16 protein-coding genes are annotated in these 17,830 nt (G+C 73.6%); 7 read left to right on the top strand and 9 right to left on the bottom strand.

Annotation, left to right across the window (positions count from 1 at the left end; all coding sequences use genetic code 11):
• On the bottom strand, positions 1-447 hold a 447-nt coding region (locus tag NH602_RS05590; RefSeq protein WP_253067206.1), incomplete at its 3' end, for an FAD-dependent oxidoreductase.
• A 107-nt stretch (positions 448-554) separates the two neighbouring features.
• Here NH602_RS05590 and NH602_RS05585 point away from each other — a divergent pair.
• The gene (locus tag NH602_RS05585) at positions 555-1,292 is read left to right on the top strand and encodes an SDR family oxidoreductase (protein ID WP_073575953.1); all 738 of its coding nucleotides are present in this window, start codon (positions 555-557) and stop codon (positions 1,290-1,292) included.
• Positions 1,293-1,360: 68 nt separating this feature from the next.
• Complete coding sequence (locus NH602_RS05580; RefSeq protein WP_224401208.1) at positions 1,361-1,888, top strand: bifunctional nuclease family protein; 528 nt, start codon at positions 1,361-1,363, stop codon at positions 1,886-1,888.
• Here NH602_RS05580 and NH602_RS05575 read toward each other — a convergent pair.
• The 5 genes from NH602_RS05575 to NH602_RS05555 all read right to left on the bottom strand — a co-directional run bounded on the left by NH602_RS05575 (position 1,885) and on the right by NH602_RS05555 (position 8,581).
• Positions 1,885-3,741, bottom strand: a complete 1,857-nt coding sequence (locus tag NH602_RS05575; protein ID WP_253067205.1) for an ABC transporter ATP-binding protein — start codon at positions 3,739-3,741, stop codon at positions 1,885-1,887. The genes NH602_RS05580 and NH602_RS05575 overlap by 4 nt on opposite strands.
• Positions 3,742-3,789: 48 nt before the next feature.
• Positions 3,790-5,025, bottom strand: coding sequence for a multidrug effflux MFS transporter (locus NH602_RS05570; protein ID WP_253067204.1), 1,236 nt, complete (start codon positions 5,023-5,025; stop codon positions 3,790-3,792).
• Between the two features lie 101 nt (positions 5,026-5,126).
• Positions 5,127-7,448, bottom strand: a complete 2,322-nt coding sequence (locus NH602_RS05565; protein WP_083658826.1) for an FdhF/YdeP family oxidoreductase — start codon at positions 7,446-7,448, stop codon at positions 5,127-5,129.
• A gap of 126 nt (positions 7,449-7,574) precedes the next feature.
• Positions 7,575-8,057: a carboxymuconolactone decarboxylase family protein gene (locus NH602_RS05560; protein WP_073576936.1), complete on the bottom strand. Its 483-nt coding sequence runs from the start codon at positions 8,055-8,057 to the stop codon at positions 7,575-7,577.
• Between the two features lie 53 nt (positions 8,058-8,110).
• Positions 8,111-8,581: an Rrf2 family transcriptional regulator gene (locus NH602_RS05555; RefSeq protein ID WP_253067203.1), complete on the bottom strand. Its 471-nt coding sequence runs from the start codon at positions 8,579-8,581 to the stop codon at positions 8,111-8,113.
• A gap of 199 nt (positions 8,582-8,780) precedes the next feature.
• On the opposite strand from NH602_RS05555, the gene NH602_RS05550 reads away from it, so the two are divergent.
• Positions 8,781-8,966 (top strand): hypothetical protein, encoded by a 186-nt coding sequence (locus NH602_RS05550; protein ID WP_253067202.1) that lies wholly within the window; start codon positions 8,781-8,783, stop codon positions 8,964-8,966.
• A 77-nt stretch (positions 8,967-9,043) separates the two neighbouring features.
• Here NH602_RS05550 and NH602_RS05545 read toward each other — a convergent pair whose 3' ends face one another.
• Entirely contained in the window at positions 9,044-11,029 is a 1,986-nt protein-coding gene (locus tag NH602_RS05545; protein WP_253067201.1) for an acyl-CoA dehydrogenase, read from the bottom strand.
• Positions 11,026-11,676 carry a TetR family transcriptional regulator gene (locus NH602_RS05540; protein ID WP_253067200.1) on the bottom strand — a complete coding sequence of 217 codons (651 nt, stop codon included), beginning with the start codon at positions 11,674-11,676 and terminating at the stop codon, positions 11,026-11,028. The genes NH602_RS05545 and NH602_RS05540 overlap by 4 nt, the downstream gene beginning before the upstream one ends.
• Before the next feature lie 205 nt (positions 11,677-11,881).
• Here NH602_RS05540 and NH602_RS05535 point away from each other — a divergent pair, with 205 nt between their 5' ends.
• From NH602_RS05535 to NH602_RS05520, 4 genes are all read left to right on the top strand, one after another.
• Positions 11,882-13,186 (top strand): acetyl-CoA C-acetyltransferase, encoded by a 1,305-nt coding sequence (locus NH602_RS05535; RefSeq protein WP_253067199.1) that lies wholly within the window; start codon positions 11,882-11,884, stop codon positions 13,184-13,186.
• The gene (locus NH602_RS05530) at positions 13,183-14,535 is read left to right on the top strand and encodes a 3-oxoacyl-ACP reductase (protein ID WP_253067198.1); all 1,353 of its coding nucleotides are present in this window, start codon (positions 13,183-13,185) and stop codon (positions 14,533-14,535) included. Before NH602_RS05535 ends, NH602_RS05530 begins: the two co-directional genes overlap by 4 nt.
• Positions 14,535-15,431 carry a MaoC family dehydratase gene (locus tag NH602_RS05525; RefSeq protein WP_253067197.1) on the top strand — a complete coding sequence of 299 codons (897 nt, stop codon included), beginning with the start codon at positions 14,535-14,537 and terminating at the stop codon, positions 15,429-15,431. The genes NH602_RS05530 and NH602_RS05525 overlap by 1 nt, the downstream gene beginning before the upstream one ends.
• Positions 15,432-15,795: 364 nt before the next feature.
• A complete protein-coding gene (locus NH602_RS05520; protein WP_073576810.1) occupies positions 15,796-16,956 on the top strand; it encodes a pyridoxal phosphate-dependent aminotransferase in 1,161 nt (386 codons plus the stop codon).
• Between the two features lie 81 nt (positions 16,957-17,037).
• Here the strand turns inward: NH602_RS05520 and NH602_RS05515 are convergent, their stop codons facing one another.
• Positions 17,038-17,724 (bottom strand): VC0807 family protein, encoded by a 687-nt coding sequence (locus NH602_RS05515; protein WP_253067196.1) that lies wholly within the window; start codon positions 17,722-17,724, stop codon positions 17,038-17,040.
• Positions 17,725-17,830: the final 106 nt, after the last annotated feature.

The raw sequence follows: 17,830 nt of genomic DNA, 5'->3' as shown, positions 1-17,830 counted from the left end.
GAGCTCGGTGGCCGTCTCCAGCCCGGTCAGCCCCGCCCCGACGACGGCGACGACCGCCCCGTCGGGCAGGGCCGCGGCGGCGTCGTGCACCCGGCGGGCGCTCTCCAGGGTGTCCACCCGCAGCGCGCCGCCCGGGGCCGTCCCCGCCCCGCTGCCGACCGCGTACACGAGCCGATCGAACCGCAGCACGTCGCCGTCGTCGAGGGTCGCCGTGCCGTCCCCGATCCGGGTGACCCGCGCCGCGCGGGTGCGGACCCGCCGGTGCAGGACCTCGCGCAGCGGGACCGTCGCCGCCCCGGTGCCCGCGGCGAGCCGGTGCAGCCGCACCCGCTCGACGAACTCCTCCCGCGGGTCGACGACCGTGACCGCCGCCCCGCCTGCCGCGATCCGGTTCGCCGCCGCGACCCCCGCGTACCCCGCTCCGACCACCAGCACCGTCGCGTCCATGTCGCTCTCCTCCCGTGTGTGCGCTGTCGGGATACCGACACCGCACGGGGCCAGCCGCGTGACGATCTGTGTCCGGGGTCACGGACGGCGCGTGGCAGGGTGGGCCCATGAGCGGTGTGGCGGTGGTGACCGGGGCCGGGTCGGGCATCGGCGAGGCGGTGACCCGCGGCCTGCTCGACGCCGGCTGGCGGGTCGCACTGGCCGGGCGCCGGCGCGAGCCCCTGACCAGGGCCGCGGCGGGACGCGACGGGACGCTCACCGTCCCCACCGACGTCACCGATCCCAGGTCGGTCGACGCCCTGTTCGCCGCGGTGCACGAGCGCTGGGGCCGGGTCGACCTGCTGGTCAACAACGCCGGCACGTTCGGCGCGGGCGGCACCGTCGACGAGATCTCCGTCGAGGACTGGGACGCGGCCGTCGCGGTCAACCTCACCGGCTCGTTCCTCTGCGCCCGCGCCGCGTTCGCGGCGATGCGCCACCAGGACCCGCAGGGCGGGCGGATCATCAACAACGGCTCGATCTCCGCGCACGTCCCCCGGCCGGGCAGCGCGCCCTACACCGCCACCAAGCACGCGATCACCGGGCTGACCAAGTCGCTCTCGCTCGACGGCCGCGGGTTCGGCATCGCCTGCGGTCAGATCGACATCGGCAACGCCGCCACCGAGATGACCGCGGGCATCGCGACCGGCGCGAGGCAGGCCGACGGTTCGATGCGTCCGGAGGCCACCTTCGACGTCCGGCACGTCGCCGACGCCGTCGTCTACATGGCCGGGCTGCCGCCGGAGGCGAACGTGCAGTTCCTGACCGTCGCGGCGACGACGATGCCCTGGCTCGCCCGGGGCTGAGGGGGCGTCTCTTTCTGAGACTTCCGTCACCTGCCGTCACGGGGGACACTGTGCGAATGACTCGGAGGATGCACGTCCTTCGCCTGATCGTGCATGCCCGGTCACGCCAGCCGGTGCTGCTGCTCGGCGAGGCCGACGGCGACCGCTGCGTACCGGTTTTCCTACGGCCGCCGCAGGCCGAGGTCATCGCCGTGGGCCCGCGCGACGACGAGGGCACCCCGCTCACCCAGGACGTGCTGCTCCCGGTCGTGGAGGCGCTGGGCCGCACCCTGGAGCAGGTCGAGATCTCCGACCTCGTCGACGGTGTCTACACCGCCGAGCTGGTCTTCGACGGCGGCACCCGGCTGGCCGTGCGCCCGTCGGACGCATTGTCGCTGGCCGTCCGGGAGGGGTTGCCGATCGGGATGGCCGAGCACGTGCTCGACGAGGTCGGCCAGGCCGTCGACGACGTCCTGCCCCCCGACGGCGACGACACCACCGGCGCCGCCGCGCAGGCCCGCGCGGCCACCGCCGGCCCGGCGGACGTCCCGCCGGAGCAGCAGATGCAGGAGTTCCGCGAGTTCATCGACGAGGTGTCGCCGGAGGACTTCCGCTAGGCCGCGGCCGGCGCCCCGGCCCACAGCTCGGCGTAGCGCCCGCCCCGGGCCAGCAGCCCGGTGTGGTCCCCGCGCTCGACGATCCGGCCCTGTTCGAGCACGAGGATCTCGTCGGCGTGGCGGACGGTGGACAGCCGGTGTGCGATGACGAGTGCGGTCCGCCCGTCCAGCGCCTCGGCCAGCGCCGCCTGCACCGCGGCCTCCGAGGTGGTGTCCAGGCTGGCCGTGGCCTCGTCCAGGACCACGATCCGCGGCCGGGCCAGCAGCACCCGCGCGATCGTCATCCGCTGGCGCTCCCCGCCGGACAGCCGGTACCCCCGCTCCCCGACGACGGTCGCGAGCCCGTCCGGCAGGGCCGCCACCAGGCCGTCGAGCCGGGCCCGGCGCAGCGCCGCCCACAGCTCGGCGTCCGTGGCCTCCGGTGCCCCGATCCGCAGATTCGCCGCCACCGTGTCGTGCAGCAGGTGCCCGTCCTGGGTCACGAACCCGACCGCGCGGTGCACCGAGGCGGTCGTCAGCTCGCGCACGTCCACCCCGCCGATCCGGACCGCGCCGTCGCCGACGTCGTAGAGCCGGGCGAGCAGCTGGGCGACCGTGGACTTCCCGGCCCCCGACGACCCGACGACCGCCACCACGGCGCCGGGCGGGGCGCTGAACGACACCTCGTGCAGCACCTGCTCCCCGCCGCGGGAGTCGAGCGTCGCCACCTCCTCCAGCGACGCCAGCGACACCTGCTCGGCGGTCGGGTAGGCGAACGACACCCGGTCGAACTCGACGCCGACCGGCCCGTCGGGCACCGGGCACGCCCCCGGGGCGTCGGTGATCATCGGCTCCAGGTCGAGGACCTCGAGCACCCGCTCGAAGCTGACCAGCACCGTCATGATCTCCATCCGGGCGCCGGCCAGCGCGGTCAGCGGCTGGTAGAGCCGGGTCAGCAGCAGCGCGAGCGCCACGACGTTCCCCGCCGACAGCGCCCCGGCCAGCGCGAACCCGCCCCCGACCCCGTAGACGACGGCGACGGCCAGCGACGACGCGAGCGTCAGCGCCGTCACGAACGTCCACTGCAGCATCGCCGATCGCACCCCGATCGCGCGGACCCGGTCGGCCCGCTCGGCGAACTCCGCGGACTCGCGCTCCGGGCGGCCGAACAGCGTGATCAGGGTGGCGCCGGGCGCGGAGAACCGTTCGGTCATCCGGGTGCTCATCGCCGCGTTGTGGTCCGCGGCCGCCCGCTCCAGTGCGGCGAGCCGCCGCCCCATCAGCCGGGCCGGGACCAGGAACGCCGGCAGCAGCAGCGTCACCAGCAGGGTCACCGGCCAGGAGATCACCAGCATCGCGGCGAGGGTCAGCACCAGTACGACGACGTTGGACACCACTCCGGCGAGGGTGTCGGAGAACGCCCGCTGCGCCCCGAGCACATCGGAGTTCAGCCGCGACACCAGGGCGCCGGTGCGGGTGCGGGTGAAGAACGCGACCGGCATCCGCTGCACGTGGTCGAACACGGTGGTCCGGAGCTGGTGGATCAGGCTCTCGCCGAGGTTCGCCGAGTACCAGCGGGTCAGCATCGACAGCGCCGCCTCGACCAGCGCGACGGCCGCCATCAGCCCGGCCAGCAGCGCGAGCACCGAGAGCCGCTCGCCGCGGGTCACCGCGTCGGTGGCCCGCCCGGCCAGCAGCGGCACCGCCACCGTCAGCACGGCGGCGACGGTGCTCACGGCGAGGAACGCCGCGATCCGCCGCCGGTGCGGCCGGGCGAAGTCCAGGATCCGGTGGGCCGTCTCCCCGGCCGGGCGGGTGCGCCTGCCGGGCTCGGTGCTCGCGTTGCGCAGGGCCGTCCAGGTGCTCGCGTCCATGGTGCCCGACGCTATGACCTGAAGCTGACTTCAGGTCAAACACAGCCCTCACGCGGCCGCGAGCTCGGGCTCCTCGTTCAGGTCCGGCAGCGTCCACGGCCGTGCGACGGCGACCAGCGCGATCCCGGCGAGCGCGATCGCGCCGAACATGGCGGTGCCCATCGCGGCCGCGTCGTTGCCGAGCAGTCCGACCACGGGCGAGGTCGCGGCGCCGATCCCGAACTGCAGCGACCCCAGCAGCGCCGACGCCGTCCCGGCGGACTCGCCGTGCCGGGCCAGGGCCAGCGCGGGCGCGTTCGGCAGGACGAAGCCACAGGCCAGCAGCAGTGCCCACACCCCGGCGAGCACGGCGGGCAGGCCGCCGGTGCCGGTTGCGGTGAGCACGGCCAGCACGAGCCCGACGAGCACCCCGGCGGCGACGGCGGTCGACATCACCCGGCGGGGCTCGAAGCGGCGCAGCACCACCGGGTTGAGCTGGGTGCCGACGACCAGCCAGATCGCGCCGGCGCCGAAGGCGATGCCGAACGTCTGCTGGTCCATCCCGAACTGCTGCTGGTAGACGTACGCGGCGCCGGAGACGTAGCTGAACAGCGCGCCCATCGCGAGCCCGGCGACGAGCACCAGCCCGACGAAGGTCCGGTCGCGCAGCAGCCCGCCATAGGTCCGCAGGGTGGGGCCGAACCGGGCCGACCGGCGTCGGGAGACGGGGAGGGTCTCGGGCAGCCCCGAGGTGACCACGGCCAGCATGACCAGGCCGTAGCCGGCCAGGAACAGGAAGACCCCGCGCCAGGAGACCCAGTTGAGCAGGGCGGCGCCGAGGGTCGGGGCGAGCACCGGGAAGGCGCCCATCACCAGGATCAGCCGCGAGAGCATGGTCGCCGCGGCCCGGCCGGTGAACAGGTCGCGCACCACGGCGAGGCCGATCACCGCGCCCGCCGAGGCGCCGACGCCCTGCAGCACCCGCAGCACCGCCAGCACCTCGATGCTCGGGGCGAGGGCGACCAGTGCGGAGGCCAGCACGTGCACGGCGGTGCCGGCGAGCAGGAGCCTGCGACGGCCGTAGGCGTCGGACAGCGGGCCGATCACCAGCTGGCCGAGCGCGAGACCGGCGAGTGTGCCGGTCAGCGTCAGCTGCACGACCGGCTCGGACGCGACGAGGTCGCGCCCGACGTCCGGCAGCGCGGGCAGGTAGGTGTCGATCGTCAGTGGACCGAGCGCGATCAACGCGCCCAGGATCAGCGCGATCCGTAACCGGCTCGGCGCGGTGACTGCAGTGGTGGTCACTCGGACGTCCCCCCTCGTGTGGCCGAACGGTGCAACCTCACGAGGGGTGACGCCGATTCCGTCCGGACATCACCGGACGGGTGAGCGCGCTCACACGTCGATCACCGGGTGGCGGGCTCCAGCCGGACCTGCACCCACTTCGAGGTCGGGCAGCGCGAGCCGTCCGCGTACGACTCGAGCGGGATCAGCGGGTTCGTCTCCGGGTAGTACGCGGCGATGCAGCCCTTCGGCGTCGAGTACGACACCAGCCGGAAGTCGTCCGCGCGCCGCTCGCTGCCGTCGGTCCACTCGCTGACCAGATTCACCCGGTCGCCGTCGGCGAAGCCCAGCTCACGCAGGTCGGCGTCGGAGATGAACACGACCCGGCGGCCGGAGTGGATGCCGCGGTAGCGGTCGTCCAGGCCGTAGATCGTGGTGTTGAACTGGTCGTGGCTGCGCAGGCTCTGCAGGACCAGGCGCCCCTCGGGGAGCGTCAGCACCTCCAGTGGGCTGACGGTGAACTCCGCCTTGCCCGACGCCGTCGGGAAGGTGCGGCTGTCCCGCGGCGGGTGGGCGAGGGTGAACCCGCCGGAGCGGGCGACCTTCTCGGTGTAGGCCTCACAGCCCGGGACGACCCGGCCGATCCGGTCGCGGATGCGGTCGTAGTCGGCCGCGAACTCGGCCCACGGGACGAGGTGGTCCGCGCCGAGGGTGGCCCGCGCGATCCCACACAGGATGTCGACCTCGGAACGCAGCAGCTCACCGGCCGGCTCGGAGCGGCCGTGCGAGGCGTGCACCGCCGACATCGAGTCCTCGACGGTGACCCGCTGGGCCCGGCCGCCGGTCAGGTCCTTCTCGGTGCGGCCCAGCGCGGGCAGGATCAGCGCGTCGGTCCCGGCGACGACGTGCGACCGGTTCAGCTTGGTCGAGATCTGGACGGTCAGCGCGCAGCGCTCCAGCGCCGGCTCGGTGACGCCGGTGTCCGACATCGCCTGGGAGAAGTTGCCGCCCAGGCCGACGAACACGCTCGCCCGCCCGTCGGCCATCGCCTGCACGGCCGCGACCGAGTCGTGGCCGTGCTCGCGGGGCGGCTCGAAGCCGAACTCGTCGCGGATCGCGTCGAGGAAGCTGTCCGCGACCCGCTCCCAGATACCCATCGTGCGGTCGCCCTGCACGTTCGAGTGACCACGGACCGGGCACAGGCCCGCGCCCGGCTTGCCGATCATGCCCTGGAGCAGGGCGACGTTCACCATCTCCTTGATGGTGGCGACGGCGTTGCGGTGCTGGGTGATGCCCATCGCCCAGCAGTTCACGATCCGCTTCGAGGTCGCGAGCATCTCCGCGGCCTTCTCGATCTCGCCCCAGGTGAGCCCGGTCGCGGCGACGACGGCGTCGCGGTCCAGGTCCTTCACGTGCGCGGCGTAGGCCTCGAAGCCGTTCGTGTGCCGCTCGATGAAGTCGCGGTCCAGCACGTTGCCCGGGTTGCGGTCCTCGGCGGCGAGCAGCAGGTGCCCGAACGCCTGCCACAGCGCGAGGTCGCCGTTGCTGCGGATCTGCAGGAACTCGTCGGCCAGGTGGGTGCCGATGCCGGACATGCCGCGCGGGGTCTGCGGGTTGTCGAACTTGAACAGCCCGGCCTCGGGCAGCGGGTTGACCGCGAGGATCCGCGCGCCGTTCTTCTTGGCCGTCTCCAGCGCCGACAGCATGCGCGGGTGGTTGGTGCCCGGGTTCTGTCCGGAGATGACGATCAGGTCGGCGTCGTGCAGGTCCTGCAGCGAGACCGACCCCTTGCCGACGCCGATCGCCTCGGCCAGGCCGACCGAGGTCGACTCGTGGCACATGTTGGAGCAGTCGGGCAGGTTGTTCGTGCCGTAGGCGCGGGCGAACAGCTGGTAGACGAACGCCGCCTCGTTCGAGGCCCGGCCGGAGGTGTAGAACAGCGCCTCGTCCGGGCTCGACAGGGCGCGCAGGTGGGTCCCGACCAGGTCGAACGCGTCGTCCCACGAGATGGGCTCGTAGTGCGTGCCGCCGGCCCGGCGGACCATCGGGTGGGTCAGCCTGCCCTGACTCTCCAGCCAGTGCGCGCTGCGGTCACGCAGGTCGGCGATGGAGTGCTCGGCGAAGAACTCCGGGGTGACCCGGCGGCGGTCGCCCTCCCAGGACACGGCCTTCGCGCCGTTCTCGCAGAACTCGGCGGTGTGCCGCTCGCCCGGGGCCGGGTCCGGCCAGGCACAGCTCATGCAGTCGAAGCCGTCGACCTGGTTCATCGTGAGCAGGTTCTTGGCGGTCTTCACCACGCCCTGTTCGGCGAGGGAGCGCTTCATGGAGATCGCAACAGCCTTCGCCCCGGCGGCGGAGGTCTTCCGCTCCGAGACGCGCAGATCGGACTCCTCGGTGTCGACCGGGGGGTGGATCGGGGCGCTGTTGACCGGGGTGGGGGACACGGGCACCTCATCTGGAACACGACGACGGCGGAACGGGGCAGATCACCCACGCGTACGGGGCACGGGAACGATGTTGCCCCAGCGTGCGACGCCGTGCCCAGCCGGTCCGCCGTTGCGCGGGGAAGGTCACGGACGTCCCGCGGCCGCAGCGCGCCGGTGGCTTCCCGCGATCTGCCGGGTGGCGACGCTGATCCGGTTCCAGGCGTTGATCGTCGCGACCGTGGTGACCAGCAGGGTCAGGGCCCGCTCGTCGAACACCGCGGCGGCCTCGTCCCACACCGCGTCCGGGACGGCATCGGGTCGGTCGGCCAGCCGGGTCACCTCCTCGGTGAGGGCCAGCGCGGCCCGCTCCTGGCGGGTGAACCACGGGGCCTCCCGCCAGGCGGCCACGGAGAACAGGCGCTCGACGGCCTCGCCGGAGTCCAGTGCGTCGTGCGAGTGCATGTCCACGCAGAAGCCGCAGCCGTTGATCTGCGACGCCCGCAGTCGTACGAGCTCCTGCACGGTGCGGGGGAGGACGGCGTCGTCGCGGGTGGAGGCCTCCAGCGCCGTCAGGGCGCGGTAGCCGTCCGGGACGTGGCGGTAGGGCCGGGAGATGCGCGGTTCCATGACGGTCCCCTTCGGGTCGGTGGCGTTCGTGGACGGTGTCGTGGGTGGTGCGATCACGGTGCGAGCGTGGCCCGGACGTGCTGCGGCGCGTCCGGGGCGGTGCGGACGACGTCCGCGGCGACCTCGGCGAGCGAGCGGCCGGCCAGCTCGCGGCGCCAGGCGAGCTCGGCCGAGCGCATGGACAGCGAGATCGCGCAGTGGCCGGAGTAGTCGAGCGACGGGTCCCCGCCCGGCGCCGCGCCGAGGATCGAGGTGCAGCGGAACGCGTCCTCCGGTCCCTCGACCGCGACGACGACGTCGAGCAGGGACACCTCGTCCGCGGGCCGGGCGAGCCGGAACCCGCCCCGTGGGCCGGGCACGGACTCGCACACCCCGGCCCGGACCAGGGCCTGGAGCTGCTTGTTGAGGTACGCGGGCGGGAGGTCGTAGAACCCGGCGAGCCGGGCGCCGGGGACGGCGTCGCCGACCCAGGCCAGGTTCAGGCAGCAGTGCAGCGCCCACTCGACGCCCTGTCCCATCCGCATGATCTGGACACTACATATCCAGGATACTTGTTGTCCAGGTTTTACTGGTGATCACCGTCTCCGTCGTTGTGTCCGACAGATGACGGCACACGTATCGATGTAAGCGGTCGGTTACAGGTACCGCCGGAACCTGGAAATCGGAGGCTCCGGTCTCCCACCCTCGGGGCGTACGGAAGCTCCCCCGAAGGAAGGAACCACCATGGACAAGCGTCGTATCGCCGGTCTGGCCACCGCGACCGTGGCCGCCCCGCTGGTGATGCTGGGTCTCACCGGTACCGCCAACGCCGCCGAGATCACCCCGATCGCCGAGGTCGTCGACGGCACCGTCGCCGACCTGTCGTCGACCATCGGCGCGGTCGTCGACGCCCTGGGCTTCGAGGCCTGACCCACGCCCGACGACGGACGGCCGGCCCCGGATCTCCGGGGCCGGCCGTCCGTCGTGGCCGGGACGTGTGGTCCGGGTCAGCCCGTCTCGACCTGGTCGGTGAGCGGCTCGGCCGGACGGCCGGGGGCCGGGGCCCACGCCTCGTCGTCGAGCATCGGGCAGGCCAGCCACTCGTCCGGGACGCCGAAGCCGTCGACCAGGGTCCGGGCGTGCGGACGCAGCTCGGCGCACAGTCCGTTGACCAGCGGACGGATCGAGCGGGACTCGGCCGCGGTGAGCCGGCCGGTCTCCAGGTACCAGGCCCGCTCGCGGTCGATCACGGTGAGCACGTGCAGGTCGTAGACCCGCTCCAGCAGCGCGCGCACCGCGGGGTCGTCGACGGTCACGAGCTTGTCCGCGAACGACGCCTCCACCAGCGTGTCCACGTGCGCGCGGGCCGCGGTGAGCAGCAGGTCCTGCGCGGAGTTGAAGACGGCGAACTCGTCGTTGCCCTTGCGCATGGCCGGGGCCAGGTTGCGGATCGCGGCGGCCAGGGTGTCCTCGCGACGGACGGCCAGCAGCTCCCGGCGGCGCGTGCGGTCGGTCAGGTCGATCCCGCGGAACGGGAGCCGCCGGGTGAGCGACGCGGCCCCGGTCCGCTCGGCCAGTACCCCGGCGAGCTGACGGCCGAGCAGCGGCGCGATCTCGAGCGGGTTGCCCTTCTTGATCGTGCGGCCGTAGTCCGACAGCAGCTCCTTGGCCAGCAGCTGGAGCAGGACCGTGTTGTCGCCCTCGAACGTGGTGAACACGTCGGTGTCCGCCTTGAGGGCGGGCAGCAGGTTCTCCTCCAGGTAGCCCGCGCCGCCGCAGGCCTCCCGGCAGGTCTGGATGGTGTGCGTGGCGTGCCAGGTCGCGATCGCCTTGATCCCGGCGGCGGACTGCTCCAGCGTGCGCTGCTCGCGTGCGCCGACCGGTCCGGCGCCCGGGGCCTGGATGTCGTGCATCCGCTGGACCAGGTCGTCCTGGGTGAAGTGCAGGGCGAACGTCGTCGCCAGCGCGGGCAGCAGCTTCTGCTGGTGGGCGAGGTAGTCGAGGACGGCGATCTCCTCGCCGGTCGCCGGGTTGGCGAACTGGCGACGGCGCTCGCCGAAGCGCACGGCCAGGGTGAGCGCCTTCTCGGTCGCCGCGCCGGCGCCGCCCGCCACCGAGATACGGCCGCGGACCAGCGTGCCGAGCATGGAGAAGAACCGCGCCGTCTCGTTCTCGATCGACGACGAGTACGTCCCGTCCGGGGCGACGTCGGCGAAGCGGTTGAGCAGGTTCTCCCGCGGGATGCGGACGTGGTCGAAGGCCAGCCGTCCGTTGTCGACGCCGTTGAGGCCGGCCTTGCGGCCGTCGTCGCCGATCTGCACGCCGGGCAGGGCCCTGCCGTCGCTGTCGCGCAGCGGCACGAGGAAGGCGTGCACGCCGGGCTTCTCGTCGCCGGTGATCAGCTGGGCGAACACGACCGCCATCCGGCCGTCCCGCGCGGCGTTGCCGATGTACTCCTTGCGGGCCTGCGGGTACGGGGTGTGGACGACGAACTCGCCCGCCTCCCGGTCGTAGGTCGCGGTGGTGTGCAGGTGCTGGACGTCCGAGCCGTGCCCGGTCTCGGTCATCGCGAAGCAGCCGAGCAGCTCGCCGTCGATGATCTTGCGGAGGTACTGCTCGTGGTGCCGCTCGGTGCCGAGCACCTGGACCGCGCCGCCGAACAGTCCCCACTGCACACCGGCCTTGACCAGTAGCGACAGGTCTCCGTAGGCGAGCATCGCGAACGCGGCGACAACCCCGCCGACGTCGCCCTGGCCGCCGACCGAGGGGTCGAACCCGGTGTGCGGGCGGCCCGAGGAGGTCAGGAACTTCAGCGAGTCGGTGATCCACTCGCGGTACTGCGCCGAGGTCAGGTCGGGGTCCGCGCGCATCTCGGCGTTGGCCGCCAGCTGTTCGCGGGTCTCCTGCCGGGCCCGGGCCCAGCGCCCGTCGACGACGGTGCGGAGCGCCTCGGCGGGGACGGCGTCGGGGCTCGGAAGGGTGCTGCGGGTCATGGCTGAACCTCCTGCTGCACGTGCGATGCCAGGCCGGACAGTCCGGACCAGGCCAGGTCGGTGAGATGGGTGGCGATCCGCTCGCGGGGGGTGCCGTCGGGGCGGGCGAGCCAGTCGTCGGCCGCCCCCCGGACGAGGCCGACGATCGCGTGGCCCCAGATGCGGGCCGCGGCCCGCGGGTCGGTGCCGGTCCCCGTCGGGGTGCCGAGGTTGCCGGCGATGACCACCGCCACCTCGTCGCCGATCACGGTCACGAGGTCGTTGACCGGGTCGCTCGTCCCGGTACGGCCGCTGTCGGCGGTGGGGGCGCGCCGGGTGGTGCCCTGGGTGAGCAGTGGTCGCTGTACCACGAACCGGTACAGCTCCGGGTCGATCTCGATCAGCCTGAGGTAGGCGTCGATCCCGGCCGCGACGGCCTCCCGCGGCCCGCGGCCCGCGTCGGACAGGGCATCGGCGGTGGCCCGCCGGACCTCGGTCAGCAGGACGCCGGCCACCGACTCGCAGATCGCGGTGTAGAGGCCGGCCCGGTCGCCGAAGTGCCGGTAGATCACGGTCTTGCTGGTCCCGGCGGACGCAGCGATCTCATCCATCCCGATGCCGGCGCCGTGCCGGCGGATGGCCCCGATCGCGGACCCGACGAGTGCCACCCGCCGCTGCTCGCGGTGGGCGTCCCATCGGCTGTCGCGTCTGTCCCGTCCGGCCTTCACGAAACCCATAGTACCGTGTACCTTGAGTACCGGCTACCCCGTGGTAACGACGAACCACGAGCTGATGCTCCGCCCGCCCGGAGCCGCGTGCAGCGCGGCGACCCGATCGGGTGGGGCGGGACCCGATCCAGGAGGGACGACCCCCATGCCAGCCAGCACCCGGCGCGCCGCCGTCATCGGCGGCAACCGCATCCCGTTCGCGCGGGCCAACGGTGCCTACGCCTCCGCCTCGAACCTCGACATGCTCACCACGACGCTCGACGGTCTGGTGGCCCGCTTCGGGCTGGCCGGCGAGCGCCTGGGTGAGGTCGTGGCCGGCGCCGTGCTCAAGCACTCCCGCGACTTCAACCTGACCCGCGAGGCGGTCCTCGGTTCCCGGCTGAACCCCGCCACCGCGGCCTACGACGTGCAGCAGGCCTGCGGCACCGGCCTGGAGGCGACGATCGCCGTCGCCAACAAGATCGCGCTCGGCCAGATCGAGTCCGGCGTCGCCGGCGGTGTGGACACCGCGTCCGACGCGCCGATCGCGCTGAACGACGACCTGCGTCGCGTGCTGGTCAGGCTCAACGCCGCGAGGACGGCGGTGGACCGGCTCAAGCTGGTCGGGCAGCTGCGGCCGGGCCAGATCGTCCCGGACATCCCGGAGAACTCCGAGCCGCGCACCGGCCTGTCGATGGGCGAGCACGCGGCGCGCACCGCGCTGGAGTGGGGCATCGGCCGCACCGAGCAGGACGAGCTGACCGCGCGCAGCCACCACAACCTGGCCGCCGCCTACGACCGCGGCTTCTTCGACGACCTCGTCACGCCCTACCTGAAGCTGACCCGCGACAACAACCTGCGCGCGGACTCCTCGGTGGAGAAACTCGCGAAGCTCAAGCCGGTCTTCGGGAAGGGCCCGGACGCCACGATGACGGCGGGCAACTCGACCCCGCTGACCGACGGCGCCGCGCTGGTCCTGCTCGGCTCCGACGAGTGGGCCGCCGAGCACAAGCTGCCGGTGCTGGCCCACGTCGTCGACGCCGAGACCTCGGCCGTGGACTACGTGCACGGCCCGGACGGGCTGCTCACCGCACCGGTGTTCGCCGTCCCGCGGATGCTCGAGCGCAACGGTCTGTCCCTGCAGGACTTCGACCTGTACGAGATCCACGAGGCGTTCGCCTCGGTCGTGCTCGTGCAGCGCAAGGCCTGGGAGGACCCGCGATTCTGCAAGGAGCGCCTGGGTCTCGACGCGCCGCTGGGCGCCGTCGACGACGCGAAGCTCAACGTCGCGGGCTCCTCGCTCGCCGCGGGGCACCCGTTCGCCGCGACCGGCGGGCGGATCGTCGCCACCCTGGCCAAGCTCCTGCGGGAGAAGGCCGACACGGAGAAGAAGGACCAGCGCGGCCTGATCTCGATCTGCGCCGCGGGCGGCCAGGGCGTCGTCGCGATCCTGGAGGCGAAGAAGGCATGAGCGACCTGCTCGCGACCCTGTCCAACACCGGCATCGCCAAGCAGCTGGGGCTGCCCACGGTGCCGACGCTGCGCCGGCACCGCCCCGGGGACCCGCTGCTGGCCGGCCCCGTGCTCGTCGCGTCGGTCGGCGAGTCGCGCTTCGCGAAGGCCGTCACCGCCTTCGTCGAGGAGCAGGGGGTCCCCGCGCTCACGGCGGTCGGTGAGGACCGGCTGCACGGCGTCGTCGTCGACCTGTCGGGAGCGCGGACGCTGGCCGACCTCGCCGCCGCCCAGCAGATCCTCACCCCCGCGGTGAAGCGGCTCGGGCCCTCGGGCCGGGTGCTGCTGATCGGCGCCGAGCCCGCCGAGGCGTCCGGGGCCGAGGCGGCCGCCGTCGCCCAGTCGCTCGACGGCCTGGTCCGCTCGATCGGCAAGGAGCTGCGGTTCGGCGCGACGGCGAACCTGGTCGTCGTGACCTCCGACGTGACCCCCGCGGCGATCGACTCGTCGGTCCGGTTCTTCCTGTCGGCCCGCTCCGCCTACGTCGACGGCCAGGTCGCGCACGTCGCCGCCCCGGTCGGGAACCCGCGGGAGCCGGCCGAGGTCGACGACCCGCGCGCCGAGGAGCAGCCGCTCGCCGGGCGCATCGCGGTGGTCACCGGGGCGGCCCGGGGCATCGGCGCGGCCATCGCCGACACCCTCGCCCGCGACGGGGCGAGCATCGTCGCCGTCGACATCCCGGCGGCCGGGGAGGGCCTGGCCCGCACCGCGAACCGCACCGGCGGCACCGCGCTGCAGCTGGACATCACCGCGTCGGACGCGGCGGACCGGCTGCTCTCGCACCTCGCCGACCGGCACGACGGCGTCGACATCGTGGTGCACAACGCGGGCATCACCCGCGACAAGCTGCTCGCGAACATGACCGAGGACCGGTGGAACTCGGTGCTCGCGGTCAACCTGGGCGCCCAGCTGACGATCAACGAGGCGCTGCTGGCGAAGGGCTCCCCGCTGCACGAGGCCGGCCGCGTGGTCTGCGTGTCGTCGCAGTCGGGCATCGCGGGCAACCGCGGCCAGACCAACTACGCCGCCTCCAAGGCCGGCGTGATCGGCATGGTCCGGGCGCTCGCCCCGCGGTTCGCCGAGCGCGGCGCGACGATCAACGCCGTCGCACCCGGGTTCATCGAGACCGACATGACCGCGACGATGCCCGTCGCCACCCGCGAGGGCGGCCGCCGGATCAACTCGCTCAAGCAGGGCGGGCTGCCGGTCGACGTCGCCGAGGCCATCGGCTGGTTCGGCCGCGCCGAGTCCGGCGGGCTCAACGGGCAGGTCGTGCGGGTCTGCGGCCAGTCGATGCTGGGGGCCTGATGACCGTGGCCGAGGACCGGAAGGTCACCGAGCTGCCCGGCCCGCCGTCGCTGGGGCCGTACTACGCCTCCGCGGCCGCCCGGGCGGCGCTGCCCGGCGGCTCCGGCCGGTCGCTGCCCGCGACCGAGCTGGTCCGCCGCGGCGTCACCGTCGAGCAGCGGCACCTCGCCGACTACGCCCGGGTCTGCGGGTTCCGGATCGGCAACGCGCTGCCGGTGACCTACCCGCACATGCTGACCTTCCCGCTACAGGTCGTGCTGATGGCCGGCCGGTCGTTCCCGCTGCCGCTGCCCGGACTGGTGCACATCGCCAACCGGATCACCGTCCACCGGGCGATCTCCCCGACCGAGACGCTCGACGTCCGGGTGTGGGCCGAGCGGTTCACCCGCCACCCCAAGGGTGCGCAGGTGGATCTGATCGGCGAGGTCTCCGCGGGCGGGGAGACCGTCTGGGAGGGCCGCAGCACCTACCTGGCCCGCGGGGCGACGGCCCCGGACGGCCCGGAGGGCGGCGACGGCACGGCCGACATCGCCGAGCCGCCGGTGCCCACCGGTCCGGCGAACGCGCTGTGGCGGGTCCCGGGCGACATCGGGCGCCGTTACGCGGCCGTCTCCGGTGACGTGAACCCGATCCACCTGCACCCGCTCACCGCGAAGGCGATGGGCTTCCCGCGGGCGATCGCGCACGGCATGTGGACCGCGGCGCACGCCGCCGCGGCGCTGGAGGGCCGGGTCCCCGACGCCTGCACCTACGACGTCGTGTTCCGCAAGCCGGTGCTGCTCCCGGCGAGGACCGAGCTCGTGACCGAGCAGGCCGCAGGCGGCGCGTGGGGACTGGCCCTGCGCAGCGTCAAGGACGCGCACAAGCTCCACCTGGTCGGCCGCATCGGCGGGTAGACCTGACGCATGGACGAGGAACGACCCCGACCGGGTGGGCAGGTCTGCTCACCCGGTCGGGTGATTCTGGATCGGTCCACAGGCCGGTACAGCAACGTTCTCCCGATGACGGACGTCTTCCTCTGTGTCCATCATTCGTCATCCGACATCCGTGAGGAGGCCATGCGATGAACGAGGACATCTCGATCGAGACCGACGAGCAGCACGACGACGAGTCCCACATCGTCCGCGGACTCGACTAGGTTCGGGCGGAGGAGCTCGTCCCGGCGCGGTGGAACCCACCTGCGTCCGCGGACCGGCACGGGTTCGCGCAGACCCTCGATCAGGAGCTGCGCCACCCGCCCACCCGGATAGTGTCGGGCCCATGCTGGTCGAGCGCATGCGCCCGTTCACCTCGACGATCTTCACCGAGATCTCCCGCCTCGCGGTCGAGACCGGTGCGATCAACCTCGGCCAGGGCTTCCCGGACACCGACGGTCCGGCCTCCCTGCTCGCCGACGCCGCCGCCAACATCACCGAGCGCGGCCTGAACCAGTACCCGCCCGGCCCGGGCGTACCCGCGCTGCGCGAGGCCGTCGCCGCGCACCAGCGCCGCTGGTACGGCCTCGAGGTCGACCCGGCCGACGTCGTGGTCACGACGGGGGCGACCGAGGCGATCGCCGCGACCCTGCTCGGGCTCTGCGGCCCCGGCGACGAGGTCGTCGCCTTCGAGCCCGCCTACGACTCCTACGCCGCCGCCGTCGCGCTGGCCGGTGCCACGCTGCGGACCGTGCCGCTGCTCCCGCCCGACTTCGGCTTCGACGACGACGCGCTGGCCGGCGCGTTCTCCGACCGCACCCGGGTGGTGCTGGTCAACACCCCGCACAACCCGACCGGCGCCGTGCTCACCCGCGACCAGCTGACCCGGGTCGGGGAGCTCGCCGTCGCGCACGACGCCGTCGTCGTCACCGACGAGGTGTACGAGCACATGGTCTTCGACGACGCCCGGCACGTGCCGATGGCGTCGCTGCCCGGACTCGCCGACCGCACCCTCACGATCTCCTCGGCGGGCAAGACGTTCTCGGTGACCGGCTGGAAGGTCGGCTGGGTGCACGGCCCGCCGGAGCTCGTCGCCGCGCCGCGGGCGGTCAAGCAGTTCCTCACCTTCCACGGCGGCGCCCCGCTGCAGCCCGCCGTCGCGCACGCGCTGGCCCTGGGCGACGACTTCTACACCGGCCTCACCGCGGACCTGGCCCGCAAGCGGGACCTGCTGTCCGCCGGGCTGCGGGCGGCCGGGTTCGACGTGCTCACCCCGCGCGGGACGTACTTCGTGGTCGCCGACCCGCGCCCCCTCGGGTTCGACGACGGCGTCGACCTGGCGTGGAAGCTGCCCGGGCTGTGCGGGGTCGCCGCCGTCCCGGTGTCGGTGTTCTGCCCGTCGCCCGACGCGGCGCGGGCGTACCGGCCGTTCGTGCGGTTCGCGTTCTGCAAGCGCGACGACGTGCTGGAGAAGGCGGCCGGGCGGCTCGCGGGGCTGCGTGCGTGACCGCGGTGCCGGGCCCGGGCGCGAGCCGGGTGTCGGTCGTCGTCGGCGCCGACCGGGGGCGGCTGCGGGACCTGCTGGAGGTCACCGGCCCGCCCGCGCCGCCCGCCTCACGCTGACCACCAGCAGCGCGGACAGGCCCGTCCACACCACGATCGACTGCACCGACAGGATCGGCAACGCCACCACCGGTGCCAGCGTGTAGGCCAGGGTGATCCGCAGGGTCGCCTCCAGCGTCATCACGCACGCGGCGACGCCCGTCGCGCGGCGCAGCGTCCGGCGGAACACCGGGTTGGCCGCCCACTGGCGCTCCATCAGCTCCGGCAGGTCGGGGCGCTGGGCACTGCCGAAGAACCGGCACACGTGGAACACCAGCGGCCGGCGCCCGACCACCAGCGACCCGGCGAGCAGCAGTCCGAACGCGACGCTCTGGATCGCGTCGCGGGCCACGGCGAACCGGGCGTCGCCGCTGAGCAGCGACGTCGCCAGACCGGCCGCGATGGTGACCAGCACGATCACCCCGACCGGGTTGAGCCTGCGGTGCCGCACCGCCTGCACCAGCACGTTCAGCGCGGGCGGCAGCGCGGACCAGGCCAGCGCCGCGACGTCGGACATGCCCTGCCCGGTCAGCACGACGTAGACGAGGTAGGGCAGCGCCGCGTCCACCAGCAGCGAGCCCACGGTCTGCCGCAGCACGGCGCCGCGGCCCGTGGGGGCGGTGGCCGACGGTGTGGCCGCCGGGGTGTCCGTCGGTGTGGTGGGCGGGGTCATCGGTGCCTCCGGAGTACGGCGGATCGGACCCGACGACGGTCCCGCGCGCGGACCCCCTCCCGGATCCACCCGGGGACCGACCCCGGGTGGAGATCGGCTCTCCACC

This window comes from Pseudonocardia sp. McavD-2-B (assembly GCF_024124365.1).
Taxonomy (GTDB): Bacteria; Actinomycetota; Actinomycetes; order Mycobacteriales; family Pseudonocardiaceae; genus Pseudonocardia; species Pseudonocardia alni.
This window is presented reverse-complemented; position numbering and strand designations above follow the sequence as displayed.

Coding starts and splice junctions, on each gene's coding strand:
- NH602_RS05585 (WP_073575953.1), top strand. CDS start 555: ATGAGCGGTGTGGCGGTGGTGACCGGGGCCGGGTCGGGCATCGGCGAG.
- NH602_RS05580 (WP_224401208.1), top strand. CDS start 1,361: ATGCACGTCCTTCGCCTGATCGTGCATGCCCGGTCACGCCAGCCGGTG.
- NH602_RS05575 (WP_253067205.1), bottom strand. CDS start 3,741: ATGGACGCGAGCACCTGGACGGCCCTGCGCAACGCGAGCACCGAGCCC.
- NH602_RS05560 (WP_073576936.1), bottom strand. CDS start 8,057: ATGGAACCGCGCATCTCCCGGCCCTACCGCCACGTCCCGGACGGCTAC.
- NH602_RS05555 (WP_253067203.1), bottom strand. CDS start 8,581: ATGCGGATGGGACAGGGCGTCGAGTGGGCGCTGCACTGCTGCCTGAAC.
- NH602_RS05550 (WP_253067202.1), top strand. CDS start 8,781: ATGGACAAGCGTCGTATCGCCGGTCTGGCCACCGCGACCGTGGCCGCC.
- NH602_RS05545 (WP_253067201.1), bottom strand. CDS start 11,029: ATGACCCGCAGCACCCTTCCGAGCCCCGACGCCGTCCCCGCCGAGGCG.
- NH602_RS05535 (WP_253067199.1), top strand. CDS start 11,882: ATGCCAGCCAGCACCCGGCGCGCCGCCGTCATCGGCGGCAACCGCATC.
- NH602_RS05530 (WP_253067198.1), top strand. CDS start 13,183: ATGAGCGACCTGCTCGCGACCCTGTCCAACACCGGCATCGCCAAGCAG.
- NH602_RS05525 (WP_253067197.1), top strand. CDS start 14,535: ATGACCGTGGCCGAGGACCGGAAGGTCACCGAGCTGCCCGGCCCGCCG.
- NH602_RS05520 (WP_073576810.1), top strand. CDS start 15,796: ATGCTGGTCGAGCGCATGCGCCCGTTCACCTCGACGATCTTCACCGAG.
- NH602_RS05515 (WP_253067196.1), bottom strand. CDS start 17,724: ATGACCCCGCCCACCACACCGACGGACACCCCGGCGGCCACACCGTCG.